Annotated in this window: 9 protein-coding genes; 8 read left to right on the top strand and 1 reads right to left on the bottom strand. The window is 46.8% G+C overall.

Annotated elements, in window-relative coordinates:
- The first annotated feature begins 323 nt into the window (after window positions 1-323).
- The 7 genes from K2Y22_10470 to K2Y22_10440 all read left to right on the top strand — a co-directional run bounded on the left by K2Y22_10470 (window position 324) and on the right by K2Y22_10440 (window position 10,407).
- A complete protein-coding gene (locus K2Y22_10470) occupies window positions 324-1,277 on the top strand; it encodes a tyrosine recombinase XerC (GenBank protein MBX9878869.1) in 954 nt (317 codons plus the stop codon).
- 208 nt (window positions 1,278-1,485) lie between these two features.
- Window positions 1,486-3,696: a PBP1A family penicillin-binding protein gene (locus K2Y22_10465; protein MBX9878868.1), complete on the top strand. Its 2,211-nt coding sequence runs from the start codon at window positions 1,486-1,488 to the stop codon at window positions 3,694-3,696.
- Between the two features lie 119 nt (window positions 3,697-3,815).
- Complete coding sequence (locus K2Y22_10460) at window positions 3,816-4,262, top strand: hypothetical protein (GenBank protein MBX9878867.1); 447 nt, start codon at window positions 3,816-3,818, stop codon at window positions 4,260-4,262.
- 2 nt (window positions 4,263-4,264) lie between these two features.
- A complete protein-coding gene (locus K2Y22_10455) occupies window positions 4,265-5,575 on the top strand; it encodes a hypothetical protein (GenBank protein ID MBX9878866.1) in 1,311 nt (436 codons plus the stop codon).
- A 2-nt stretch (window positions 5,576-5,577) separates the two neighbouring features.
- Window positions 5,578-7,668 carry a carbon starvation protein A gene (locus tag K2Y22_10450; GenBank protein MBX9878865.1) on the top strand — a complete coding sequence of 697 codons (2,091 nt, stop codon included), beginning with the start codon at window positions 5,578-5,580 and terminating at the stop codon, window positions 7,666-7,668.
- Window positions 7,669-7,767: 99 nt separating this feature from the next.
- A complete protein-coding gene (locus tag K2Y22_10445) occupies window positions 7,768-9,180 on the top strand; it encodes a DUF2252 domain-containing protein (protein ID MBX9878864.1) in 1,413 nt (470 codons plus the stop codon).
- A 234-nt stretch (window positions 9,181-9,414) separates the two neighbouring features.
- Entirely contained in the window at window positions 9,415-10,407 is a 993-nt protein-coding gene (locus K2Y22_10440) for an acyltransferase (protein MBX9878863.1), read from the top strand.
- Between the two features lie 184 nt (window positions 10,408-10,591).
- On the opposite strand, the gene K2Y22_10435 is transcribed toward K2Y22_10440, so the two are convergent.
- The gene (locus tag K2Y22_10435; protein ID MBX9878862.1) at window positions 10,592-11,011 is read right to left on the bottom strand and encodes a Dabb family protein; all 420 of its coding nucleotides are present in this window, start codon (window positions 11,009-11,011) and stop codon (window positions 10,592-10,594) included.
- A 206-nt stretch (window positions 11,012-11,217) separates the two neighbouring features.
- On the opposite strand from K2Y22_10435, the gene K2Y22_10430 reads away from it, so the two are divergent.
- A complete protein-coding gene (locus K2Y22_10430; GenBank protein MBX9878861.1) occupies window positions 11,218-14,388 on the top strand; it encodes a hypothetical protein in 3,171 nt (1,056 codons plus the stop codon).
- The last annotated feature ends 60 nt before the right edge of the window (window positions 14,389-14,448 follow it).

Genomic DNA, 14,448 nt, shown 5'->3' with positions numbered 1-14,448 from the left:
CGACATACCATAACAATATTGTCTATGAGTAATGACTTCTTGACAAGATTCCATCGTAACAAAATGGAGAGTTCGGCGCAGTTTACCTGGATTTTGCTTTGTCTGGATTTCGAGAGATCGAAATTAATGAGCAGTTGGATATCAACAGGCTAGAGCGTCCGAAAAAGTGGAATATCTCGAAATGATCGCCCTGTGAGGCTTTCAAAGAAATGTCTCAAAATATGATGCCAAGGGGCTTTACAGCGATCATAAGATGCTTATAATTAACTTCGTTCCGTTACACATTTTTAATATTTACTAGACTAGAAAGAAAGAGGGCGATCGTGACTTACCAACCAGGGGCACTGGTGTGGCTCGATCAATTTGCGGGCTACCTTGAAGCAGAACGTAATTATTCATCGCACACAATTCGCGCATATATAAATGATCTGAGGCAGTTGATTAACTCCTCAGGACAACCGGAGGGACAAGTTCCTCAGGTTGAAGGTACATTGATGGCCGGTACGAGCGGTAATAGTTCAGGTTGGTTGGAAGCGGAAGCGCTGAGAACCTACATCAGAGACATTACTGATCAGTACAGCCGCCCGACAGTTGCCCGTAAGATTTCGGCTATTAGAAGCTTTTGCCGTTTCTTGCGCCGCGAGCAATTGATTACTGAAGATCCATCGAAGCCACTTCGTGGACCGAAACTTGCTCGTCGCTTGCCGGCTTGCTTGGATCGCGAAGAGGTGAAGAATCTTCTCTCTCAACCGGACAACTCATCTTTGGGTGTTCGCGACAGAGCAATTATGGAAACACTTTATGCTACAGGCATGCGAGTAAGCGAACTCTGCGGTTTGACGGTTGCTGAATACAACCCGGAAACCATGGAAATTCGTTGCTTCGGCAAGGGTAGCCGCGAACGCGTTGTGCTTTTGAATGAAAGCGCCAACGAGTGGTTGCGTCGTTACCTCAATGAGCACTGGTCTCGTTTGGCTGGTGGACGTCTTCCGGAAGGTAAAGATCCGCTCTTTATTAGCCGTGAATCGACACCGCTGTCGACACGTTCAGTGCACAGAATTGTCTTGAAGTACGCCCGCAAGGCAGGTATTAACAAGACAATTACACCACACACACTAAGACACACATTCGCCACACATTTGCTGGAAGGTGGAGCCGATCTCCGCGTGGTTCAGGATCTCCTGGGTCACTCGTCTATTAGCACCACCCAGATCTACACGCACGTGAGTATGGACAGACTGCGGAAAATCTACAGTCAATCCCACCCAAGAGCGTAGGGTCGGCGAATCTAATTGCTAAGAGGGCGTCCGAAAGGGCGCCCTCTTTTCCTTGACTACGTTAAAATATAAGCTCGGCAGGAGCATATAAAGAACCAACGTGGTCAGAGCTAAAGCAAATTCCAAAAAACCGAAGCACGGACGAAAAAAGTCCGGGCCAAGTTCGCTTCGAAACTTCCTCCTGACAATCGCGGCAATAATATGCTGCGTGCTCGGATTTTTAGGCGCCGCCTTCTGGCGTCAGATTGTCGACTTGCCGGATATTTCCATTTTGGAAAAATATGAGCCGATTGAAGCTGTTCAAATTTACGATCGCAACGACAAGATGGTGACGACGGTTGAGGGTGACGAAGATCGTCAGGTTGTTCCCCTTAACCAAATATCCAATCAAATGCAGCAAGCAATGCTTGCCGCTGAGGACCATCACTTTTATGAACACCACGGCATTAACCCCGTAAGTATCTTTCGTGCCTTGATGGCCAACATTGTTGCTCGTCGTGTTGTTGAAGGTGGTTCGACTATCACGCAGCAGCTGGTGAAGAATCTGTTCTTTGAAGAGCCGCGTCGTAATATCGATCGCAAAGTCAAAGAAGCAATCATGGCTTGGGAATTGGAAAGACGTTATCCCAAGGAAAAAATTCTTGAACTTTATTTGAACCAAGTCTATTTCGGTAATGGTGCTTATGGCATTGAGCGCGCAGCTTCACGTTATTTTGATAGAAGTGCAGCATCTTTGAACCTTGCAGAATCGGCTTTCTTGGCTGGTTTGGTAAAAGCACCTTCTGAACTTTCTACAGAAGCAAATCGCAGCGATGCAGTTGAAAGACAACACTTTATTCTTGATCGTATGGTTGAGTACGGTTACGTTACCGCAGGACAAGCAAAAATAGCCAAGGATCAAAAGCTTGTTTTCAAAAAGGGAATCAATCCACTTTCGAAATATCCATATTATGTAAGCTACGTGCTCGAGATTTTGCGCTCGCACTTCAGCCCGGCAGAAATGCGCAGGCAGGGACTGAGAGTCTATACAAACCTCGATCCGCAAGCGCAAGAGATTGCTGAAAAAGTTCTCAATGAAAGCATCAAGAAGGCACCAAAGGGTGTGACACAGGGTGCGCTTGTTTCAATCAATGTACGGGATGGAGCTGTCGTTGCTCTTGTTGGTGGTGTCGGCAATTACTGGAAAAATCAATTCAACAGAGCGACAAATCCACATACAGTCGGCTCAGCATTCAAGCCGTTTGTTTACCTGACAGGTTTTTTGAAAGGGCAAATCACGCCTGAAACGATTATTGCTGATGAACCAATTACGATTAAACAAGGTTGGGGCTTGCCTGATTGGTCACCGAAAGACTTTGACCACAAATTCATGGGCAAGATAACAGTACGCAAAGCGCTTACACTTTCGCGCAACGTACCGGCCGTGCGCATCGGACAGATGGTCGGCATAGACAATGTAATTGAAACAGCTCGACTAGCAGGAGTCACAACCAAACTCGATAACAACTTGTCTCTTGCACTGGGAAGTTCAGCAGTTTCGCCTTTAGATATGGCGTCTGCTTATTCCACATTTGCTCGCGCTGGAATTTCCATTCGCCCGCAAGTAGTTCGCCGCATTGAAAACAATCGTGGTCAAACAATTCAGGTGTTTGAATCGAAGGTCGACAAGGCATTTGAGTCCCAACCAGTAAGTACGCTGGTTGATATCATGCAGGACGTCGTGAAGATGGGCACAGGCACGCAGGCTCGTCTTGCCGACAGACCTGTTGCCGGTAAAACAGGCACAGCGGACGAGGCAAAAGATATTTGGTTTATTGGATTCACGCCCGATCTAGTTACTGCCGTTTGGGGCGGCAACGACGACAATTTGCCTATTCCCGGAACTTTTGTCACAGGCGGTACTGTTATGGCAAAAATTTGGCGCGAGTACAACCAAGCCTATTATGAAAAATACCCGACACCACCAGGTGCTTTCATGATTCCTACTTCTGATAGCGGATTAAGTGGTGCTGAACAAGAGTTGCTCAAGGAAGAAAACTTAGAGCCGCCGACAGCACTGCCGGGCATGGAAGAGATAAATAGACAGCCGCAAGAAGCAAAACCAATGCAGCCGATGACTCCGCAGCTTGATCAAGCTCCGCAACCAGCTCCTGCACAAGATACGTCTTCCGTTCGCATAATTACGCCTGCGCCGGCACCAAGTCGTGAGGCTCCGCCATCGGATGCAACCGGTGAGCCTTTAATCACGCCAAGCGAACCGCGACCAAATTCGGAAGGCAGACCGGCTGGTTCTTTGCCGCAAACCGGACCGCGTATGATCATGCGCTTGCCAACTCAGCCGGAAAGCAAAATTTCCAATAGCGAAGCCTCTGGAAATCGCAGCAATCAGCCGCCGGCCATCATGATGAAATTGCGCTAAGACTCGGGCTTCAAGTCTTAATACATTTGAGCATAGTCAACTGCTAAGATCTGCACGATCTAATAGATGTAGGCGGATCCTGGGCATTCTTGCCCCGGACATGAAAGGCAATTGTGACCATGATGACGACGGAAAAGTCTTCCAGTGAATCTATTGAGGATGCCGGCAATATCGCCATTACACCCAAGTCCTCACGTGCCTTAAAAATTTGGATAGCTCTTGTCGTTGTTGTTCTTGCTGTATTGTGGCTGGAGACGCGTCACAACGTCGGACAAAACTTCAATCTTTTCTTGAGTGGTGAAGCAGACACCGTCGGTTCAGAAGTATTTGTAGATGGTAAGAAAGTTGGTGCCATGGTAGCCTCCGAAGATTCCGGTTTGGGTGGCGGTGCCTTTTGGACTCATATCAATGACGGTCCACATTTGATAGAAGTGCGCAAAGCGGAATTTACTACTTTCAGCAAACAAATAAATATGAGACGCGAAGACTATATAGGCGTCAATCTAAAGCCAAAAAAACTCATTGAGAAAGGCGATCCTTCACTCGATGCACTCGGAGGGAACTAGTTGTGATTGTTGAGCCAAGCGCAGGCAAGATGGTGGGAATTCTAGGAATAGCTTCAATACTTGGACTGGCATATTTGATGTCCAACAACCGCAAGGCAATCAACCTGCGTTTAGTTATTAGTGGACTTATTCTGCAACTGCTCACTGCCATTTTTGTTTTGAAAGTTGAGTTTGGACAAAAGCTCTTTCAATCTATAGGCGACGTGGTGACTGCCGTTCTTGGTTATTCAGACAAAGGCGCGGGGTTTGTTTTCGGACCGCTGGTTAGCAAACCGGAAGTACTTATTCAGATATTTGGACCAGGTTCGGATTATATATTTGGTTTTCGCGTTATTCCAACTATCATCTTTGTTTCTTGCCTTGTGAGTATTTCTTATCACCTGGGTATCATGCAGAGAATTGTTCAGGTAGTAGCTAAAGTAGTTGCTTTTGTGATGGGAGCATCCGGCGCTGAAGCTATATCTAATGCTGCCTCGATATTTGTCGGACAAGTGGAAGCTCAATTATTGATTCGTCCTTATGTGGCAACTATGACTATGTCCGAACTTCTTGCTGCAATGTCCGGATCTATGGCGTGCGTTGCCGGTGGCGTCCTTGCCGTCTATATTGGAATGGGTATAAAGGCTTCATATCTGCTGACTGCTAGTTTGATGGCAGCACCAGGTGCTTTGGTTATTTCAAAAATAGTCTTTCCGGAAACAGAACACTCGAAGACTAAAGGCACAGTGGAAGTCGAAGTCAAAAAGACAAGCATCAACTTAATTGATGCAGCAGCTCACGGCGCTTCCGAAGGACTGCGAATTGGTTTAAATGTTGGTGCAATGCTAATTGCCTTTATCGCCCTTATCGCCATGACCGATGCCTGTCTTGGTTTTGTCGGTAGCAGACTGTATGAAGTCGGATTGCGCGCCGATGCTATCGGTTTAAATCTTGCCACCCTAAAGCTGCAAGATATTTTTGGTGTTCTCTTTTCACCAGTTGCATGGCTTTTGGGAGTGCCCTGGGTTGATGCTCACACTGTTGGTCGCCTGATGGGTGAGAAGTTGACTATCAACGAGTTTGTCGCTTACCTCGACATGTCTTCAATATTAAAGGGCTCAAGCGAAATACACATGGGACACCAGGCAGAAACAATTGCCACATTTGCGCTTTGTGGTTTTGCCAACTTCTCTTCTATCGCTATGCAAATCGGTGGTATTGGAGAAATTGCTCCTTCACGTAGACATGATTTGGCTAAGCTTGGTATTAAGGCCTTAATTTGCGGCACGCTGGCAAGTTATATGTCTGCTGCCATTGCAGGTTTGCTTACCTAACTATGTCTTTTCCGAATGTAATTAGATGCGCCATTTGGGTGGCTATCGCAACTGTTGGTGCGGCCGCTCTTAGTCATATTGCAATAGTACGAGGTGAAAGTATCAATGCTGCCTGGTTGTTGCTGGCTGCGCTTTGTACATTTGCTTGCGGTTATCGCTTTTACAGCAAGTTCATCGCTGAAAAGGTGTTTGCCCTTGATGATTCGCGCCAGACACCAGCTGTTGCAATAGACGATGGAAAGGATTATGTGCCGACTCACAAGTGGGTCTTGTTCGGCCACCACTTTGCGGCAATTGCCGGAGCTGGTCCATTGGTAGGTCCAATTCTGGCCGCGCAATTTGGTTACTTGCCTGGGACTCTGTGGATAATTCTTGGAGTCGTACTTGCCGGAGCCGTGCAAGACTTTGTTGTTCTTTGCGCTTCGATGCGCCGTAATGGCAAATCACTTGGTGCTATGGCGAAAGAAGAAATCGGGCCTTTTGCCGGCGTACTGTCGTTAACAGCGATACTTCTAATTATGGTCATTTTGATGGCCGTCCTTGCCCTTGTCATAGTCAATGCTTTGAAGGCAAGTCCATGGGGCGCGTTCACGTTGCTTATGACGGTGCCCATTGCAATTGTCGTTGGCATTTACATGCGCTCTATAAGACCAGGTAAAGTGCTTGAAGGATCAATTCTTGGTGTGTTGCTGACCGTTGCTGCCGTGATAGTGGGCAAGTATGTTGCTGAAAATCCGGATCTTGCTCCTTGGTTCACACTTACAGGTACTCAACTTTCTATCTCGATAATGATTTACGGATTTGTGGCCTCTGTGCTGCCTGTCTGGGTGCTGCTTGCGCCGCGTGATTATCTATCTGCTTTTATAAAAATAGGGACGATTGGCTTATTGGGCGTAGGAATTTTTGCTCTTTGCCCAAATCTTTCAATGCCTGCATTGACCGTATTTACCAATGGACAAGGACCCATATTCTCCGGCAGCATTTTTCCTTTCTGCTTTATCACAATAGCCTGTGGAGCAATTTCCGGATTCCACTCTTTGGTGTCTTCAGGCACGACTCCAAAGATGATTGCGAAGGAAAGTCATGCACGGGCAATTGGTTACGGGTCAATGTTGTGTGAAGCTTCCGTGGCGATAATGGCAATAATTGCTGCGTGCGTTATTACGCCAGGTACTTACTTTGCCATCAACTCTCCCAAAGGTGTTGTTGGTGAAAGCCCCGTTGCTGCCGCCGGCATGATTTCCTCCTGGGGGTATCAAGTTTCAGCTGATGAGATGAGTAAACTGGCTGCCGATGTCGGAGAAAACAGTCTCTGGTCGCGCACAGGCGGCGGACCAACGCTTGCCGTGGGCATGGCTCACATATTTTCCAAGGCTCTAACTCAAATTGGACTCGGTGCTAAAGAAGCGGCCAGTGGTCTGGCATTCTGGTATCACTTTGCCATTATGTTTGAGGCGCTTTTCATTCTTACTTGTCTGGATGCCGGCACAAGAGTGGGCAGATTTCTTTTACAAGACTTTCTTGCTTTGATTTGGAAGCCCTTAGGCAAAACTGACTGGTATCCGGCTGTAATTTTGAGTTCTTTCTTGGTCGTGGCCGGCTGGGGTTATTTCCTCTATCAAGGTGTAATTGATCCATTAGGTGGCATCAACAGCTTGTGGCCGTTATTTGGCATTGCCAATCAGTTGTTGGCAGTTGTTGCCTTGTGCGTTGCTACAACTTGCATCGTTTGCATGGGCAAAGCTCGATATTGCTGGATTACACTTGCGCCGCTTGTCTGGCTTCTTTGCGTAACGACAACGGCAGCGGTGTTAAAGGTGACCAGCGCCTCACCGAAGCTTGGATTTTTGTCACATGCGCAAATGCTTGCCGATAAGATCCAATCAGGACTTGTTCCAGCAGCGGACATTGGCATGACACAAACCCTAATTTTCAACGATCGCCTCGATGCGGTTATGGCAGTAGCATTTCTTGCCATGGTGTTTTTAATTGTTTTTGAAGCGGTTCGGTCCTGGTTTGGCAAGCCTAGACCACAGTGCAACGACAACAAGCCGGAACCGGGCTCTGCTGAGGCTCCCGCGCGCTGTTGCTAATGATTAAATACTGTATCGGTATTTAACAAGATCCGACAGGACGGCTCGGATCTTGGAATAACAATACTGGCGGGACTTTTATGCCAGGGAGATCCGATTATGCCCGAGATTGAGGAAAAGAAACCGACTTCTGAGGCGCTGTTGCACGATGCGACTATTTCGCCTCGCGATGACAGACGTTTTCGCGGTAAGGCAATGCGATCGGTTGTGCCGTACAAAGACCACGCCACGTGGAAGATAGCTCCTGATAGACCAGATCCGATTGAACTATTGGAAAAATTCAACAAGGGGCGCGTTGAAGAGCTTATCCCAATTCGTTGGGGACGTATGGCCCAATCCCCGTTTACCTTTTATCGTGGCTCTGCTGCTCTTATGGCCTATGACCTGGCAAGTTCACCTTCAATTAAAGTGCGTGTGCAGGCTTGCGGTGACTGCCACTTATTCAATTTCGGCGCCTTTGCCACGCCTGAAAGAAATATCGTGTTTGATATCAACGATTTCGATGAAACATTGCCTGCACCTTGGGAATGGGACCTTAAGCGACTGGCGGTGAGTTTTGTTTTAGCAGCTCGAGACAACGGTATAAAACCCAAGTTTCAAGCGGCAGCGGCTGAAGCCGTAGCTCGCTCATATCGTGAGAAGACCGATGAGTATGCTCATACGAGTCTTTTGGACATTTGGTATTCGCGTATTGATTGGACCAAAGTAATTGAACAGACAAGCGATCCGAATTTACAAAAAGAACGCAAAGATCGTTTGAAACAAGCAATGAAGCGCACAACGCAAGACCACTATTTCCCGAAACTCACTGAACAAATCGACGGGCAATTCATGATCAAAGATAGTCCGCCGCTTGTATATCACTGGAAAGACAAGTCTTTCATTGATCAATTCCGCAATGCAATTCCTGCTTACAGAGATTCATTGCAGGAAGATAAGCGCAGATTGTTCGACCGGTACAAACTAACGGATGTTGCCGTTAAAGTTGTCGGTATAGGCAGTGTTGGTACGCTGTGCGGAGTAGCTCTTTTCTTGGCGCCAGATAATGAACCTTTGCTTTTGCAAATCAAAGAAGCTTCGGAGTCAGTGCTTGAGCCGTACGCAGGCAAAAGCGAATTTGCTAATCATGGGCATCGAGTAATTGCCGGTCAAAGAATTGCCCAATCAGCCAGCGATATATTCCTTGGCTGGACGCAATTTGAAAACGGTAAACATTTCTATATTCGTCAATTGCGCGACACGAAGGTGAAGCCGGAAGTCGAACTCTGGGAAGGAGCCGAGATGGTATCGGGCGCCGAATTTATGGGTGCCGTATTGGCCCGTGCTCACGCTCGAGCAGGAGATTCGGCAGTACTTAGCGGTTATTTGGGACACTCTGATGAATTCGATAGAGCTATCGCTGATTTCGCCATGAGCTATGCCGACCAAACCGAAAAGGATCACGCTGCTCTAACGGCAGCTATTCGATCCGGGCGTATTAAAGCTGTGTCGGAAAATGAAGCCGAGTCGTAACAAATTTACGAGATGTTTAATCCACGCTGAGTTTTGTAACCACGTTTATAAGGCGTGGAACCCTTGGATCGGTGGGGCATCCTATAACTCGTACAAAATCTTTTTCCGAACGCAGCAGGCGTCCCTACGACAGGCAACAGCTATGGCAAAATCTATTTGGATTGGACTCATAACAAAGAGCCAGAGGTTTCCAAAAAATGCAAAGTTAACAGGACTGCATGCTAATATTTGCCAATGCACAGACAGCAACTAGACGGATTAAGATTTTTAGCCTTCCTTCTGGTTTTTGCGCAGCACTTTATCGGCATTCAGCTAACAGGTGCCGTCGGAGTCAATCTATTTTTTGTCTTAAGCGGCTTTCTCATAACCCGTCTCTTGCTTAAAGGAGAAACTGGTTCTATAAAGCACGATCTGAAAGTCTTTTATATTCGGCGCAGTTTGAGGATCTTTCCGCTTTACTATTTTGTTCTCTTGGTTTTGCTGGCTATTGGGCTATTACCCTATCCACTCTGGTTGTTTACCTATCTCTGGAATATCAAAATTTATTTGCTCGGACAGTCAACCAGTTTGGTCAACCATTTTTGGAGTCTTTGCGTCGAAGAACAGTTCTATCTTTCGTACGCGCCACTCATCCTTCTAGTCCCGTCTATTATGCGTTTGCGCTTTTTGACGACTATGATTCTTCTCACCATTATCGCCAAGCTGATTTTTCAGGCGGTTAATCCAAACACTCTCTATGAATTGCTTTTACCAGTCCGCGGACAATACCTTTTCTGGGGATGTTTGGCAGGATTGTTAGAACTTCAAGCTAATACAAAAAACTGGAGCGGCTCCAGGTGTTTTATGCTGGGTCTTGCATTAATACTTGCCTGGATTCCATTAGAACTCAACCAACAGCATCTCTATGGCTTGGATGAAACAGTTTGCGCATTTGCAATGGCACTTGTTGTATTCGGACTGTGGAGGACAAACAATGCCTTCTTGCTCAACACATTTTCTTTTAGACCAATCGCCTACTTGGGGAAAATAAGTTATGGCTTGTACGTGTTTCATATGTTTTCTATGCCGATCGGCATATTTCTCCTAATTCTTGTTCCTTCATTGGCGTTCATTACTAAGCCGGTTTTATACTTTGCCATTACCGTTGGCATGGCTTCCCTGTCCTGGTATTACCTGGAAAATCCCATAAATCGCTTGAAAAATCGCTTTCCATATGGACAAGCTTAGCGTTAGTGTTCGTTATTGTCTGGAACTTCCCTTCACTAAGTTCATCTGAACTAGACGTGACAATATCAACTTGCTTAGGAGCAGATCACATAATTTTGCAGTCACTGGGCGTCGCATTTACTTTGGCTGCTTTATGGACACTAAGATGTTTTGCCAGGGTGATAGTTCCCCCTGGTAAAAACCTTTAGGTCTTGTTTATTTTTTTGTCCGATGCAGCTGTCAAAATGTCGATGACGAAAATGTCGTCCAACAGCGGTTTGGCTAATGCCAGAAAGTTTTTGTGCACAGGATGTACCAAATAAGTATCGCGATCCTTCTCGTTGGCGAAGGTCAACAAGAAACCATGTGTAAAACCTTTGTTCTTATGCTCGACACTAACATCAGGGCCAAATTCCATAGCGTAGATTTCTGGAATGCCGGTCTTCATGTCTTTAAACGCGGACAAAACTTGTTGAACTTGTTCAGGTGTTGTTGTCTCCTTGAACTTTACGGAGACCATGTGACGAACGAATGAACCTGACTTACCGGTGTCAGCAGTCGCCGGTGATGGGCAGAGGACCGAAGAAATTACAAACAACGCGACTAGGAAATTGAAAGCTTTCATGTCTGTCCTTTTGGGTGAATTTTGTCCAGCAATTATAGCCCAGCGGCTCATTCAGGCTTGATTAAATCCCCTTGACAAATTATTAAGCGGTGCTAATATAGACCGGTACTGTTTACTAACTCTCGCAAAGTTACCCCAGTCGATGTAGTCGTGTGCCTTCTCGGTTCACGAGGTATATATCGTTTGTTGCATGAGGAATTTTCGAGATGGAAACGGTTCGGTCTTGTCGCGGGAATGCATTAATACTACTCATTGTTTCGTTGATGTTTGCGCTGGTTGTCGGCTTTATCGTCATCAATTACACGATGCTGTTCACGTCTCATAAAGAAGCTCAGACAGCAATTGATGCCGGAGCGCTACAAGCAGCCAAAGATTTAGGCAGAATAGTTGTATCTGAAGAAGATGGTACCTATTTCGGTAACGTTGCCTTAGTTGATGACAGTCCTCCCGATGGCGATATCAACAAGCGTCCGGTAATCGGCATAAACACAATCATGGCGACCATTCGTTTGGATGCTCTTATTGCCAATGAGTTGGGTAACAGTTCTATGGTGGTAATGGCAGCTCAAGACTTGCGTCGAGCAGAACATGATGCAAAACTTCTGCGCAACGAGATTCTCAAAGCCGCAAGTGGTGGCACTGTGAAGGACAAGAATGGCAAGGAAATTAATTTAGTCGCTTCAGCCAATATTGCGTACGACGCTAACGCCGTAAGAGCTATAAAGGGCGCCAAGCGTCGTGGTGACTTGCATATTAAGGTAGGAACAACCAACGGTAAAACAAAAACCAATACACCTGTACCGGTGCCTATCACATCAGCACAAGTAGATGGTGCGACATCGCAAGTCGTAAATGGTGACTATGTTTATACTGCTGGTGTTAATGTAGATACCAACGCAGTTGGCACCAATTTGACATTTAGATTTATCGCCACCGGTGGCACCCTTGCTTTGGTTGATAACAATACCTTTCAAACAATGCCTAGTGACGACTTGATGCCACCGAGCTTGGTGCAAGTTGATGCTCAAGAAGATGTTGGGCTTGTGTCTACTGGTGACAAAGCAGGCTCGCCTGAGCCTGACTTTAGAACTGTGCATGTTATAGCTACTGCTGAGGCAGGCAGCTCTTTCAGCCCGAAAGGATTTCCATCCGGCACTCTGCAAGTGTCATTCCCGGGAGCCGGCGCACCGCCATCAGGCTTTGGTGTCGATTTCACAAGCATCAAATCAATTATGAATAATTCGCAAGTCAAACTTGACGGCGGAAAATTCAATACGGCGAATGCCAACCTTGATAGCAATTTTGGCTCTACAAGCCCGTATCACGGATGGAATCAAGCCAGTCCAGGCAACTGGTTTCGAGCCAGTGGTGGACCTGTGCCGGCTAACGCTTCAGCAAGCGTCATACCGGATAGTTTCCGTGGCAGAAATAGCGATGATCCAAGTGTTGTCTTGTCTTTCGTTGTCTATGATTGGTTGCGCAGTATGTACTTGCGTCCCAATATAAAAGAAGCTGCTGATGTAATCTCATCTCCACTTTGGAATCAGGGACAGCAAGCAACGCTTAATAATTCTGTAATTGCTCCGGTGTATGCGGATGTACGTCCTGATCATCCAGTCACCTTCGGAATATTTGATATTCCTCAAAATGGTGTTGGCGACAGACGTGACTTGCGCAACTTTCATTCAGATCGCGAAGGATATCGCAGGCAGTTTCCCAATGTCTTTGGATATATTCCCGCTGATATGACTTTGCCGGGCAATAGTTTGGTAGTCTCATTGGATAACCAAGGACGCACCATAACTACTAATGGACAGCCAGCAGAAATTCTTTTTGATTTCTACAATTCGGTCAAAAGGTCTAATCAACTAGCTTCAGAATCGTTAAAAGCTGCAAAAGCAGTTCTGATTAAAAAGGTCGATGAGCTTGACGCCAATAAGGCGCGTATTGATAGACTGCCTGACGGTGCCGAAAAAACCGAACTTTTGAAACAAAGAAAAGCCATGCTTAGACAAGTAGCTCGCGCACTAGCTGTGAGCAAGAATGCCCAGTACACAATTAACGCTACTGTTGCTATGCTCAACGACCGTAAGGCTATAACAGCTTTTGGGCTTAAGCGTGAAAGCGGCAAGAAATACGAAATCGTAACAGGTAATTTCTATCCTGTACAAAAAGCCGCAACCGAAGCTGAAATTATCAGCACATCGGTGATTGCCACCAATCAAGACGAAAGTTTAGCTATAAGAGACTGGGCATGCCCAAGTGTCAAACCAGATAAGTCCTTTGTCCTTGTCTCATCATCCGGCGCAGCTAAAATTAGCGAGGTCCCGCGCGAAAGTGGTCTGCATCTCTTGGCTCCTGCGCATGCATTGACAGCGGTGCCACCGCAGCGCAACAACATCTTTGCGTTGTATGTAAATCCGGATGGACATATGGTTCGCATGACACCATTGACCAGTTTAGCTGGAGTCAACGTACTCGAAACGCAGTATATGTACCAGAACACTGCATCCTGGGTTACAAAACCAGCTGGCTCAAGTATTACTCAAGTGTGGAACTGCATCGCTCGTGACAATGGTGCCGTGTACACGAAAGCGTATTTTGCGGACAGAAATGCTCCCGGAAGTAATGCTTCGCTCGCTGGAAATAATTATCCTGTGCTTATTGGTGAATGGTCACTTAGATGTCCGGCACCGACAAGTGGTCCAATACCGACAACTCCGTCGATAACGCCACCGGGCATTCCTGCTCCACCGCCGACATCCGGCGAAGTCCCAGGCACGCCGACTACCCCCCCGACACCGCCGACATCTGGAGAAGTTCCGGGCACACCGACTCCACCGAGTCCGCCTACGGCACCACCAACAAGCCCACCAACTCCACCAACTCCACCAACAACTCCTGAAGGACCTAACTTCTGTGTTGACTCTATGGGACCAACAGGAAGAGTAACTGTGGAGGAAGGCGACTCATGGGGTAGTGTTGTCGCTAAAGTAGACAGCTCTGGGAATGTTCATTACTTCATGAAAATGAGTGATGAGTCCCTCAAGGAAATGCACTTCCTGTCTGATTTTGAAACCTGGAAGAGTGCAGTGACGACTGTTGATCACAACTACCACAAAAACCCAGGTGGAAATAACAGAGATAGAAGCATCTATTTCCCGAGCATGGATGAAGCAGAGCTACGAGATTATTTCGAAAGCTATGGACAACCTCCTTCTTCCACCGGAGTAGCCGCCGGCACATATCAAAAGGAAAAAGGAAGCGTCGATAAGATGGACGATGAAATCGTCGACCTGCTGTTCTCCACCTATAGAGCCGCCGTGTTCTACATCGAAGAAGGAGGCTGCGCCAAACTCTTCCACTTCTCGACCTAGGGCTATACGTAGAAACATACGTAGTTACCCCATTGAAGACGGGGCTCTCAATCCTTAGGA

Source organism: Candidatus Obscuribacterales bacterium (assembly GCA_019744775.1).
Lineage (GTDB): Bacteria > Cyanobacteriota > Vampirovibrionia > Obscuribacterales > Obscuribacteraceae > SBAT01.
This window is presented reverse-complemented; position numbering and strand designations above follow the sequence as displayed.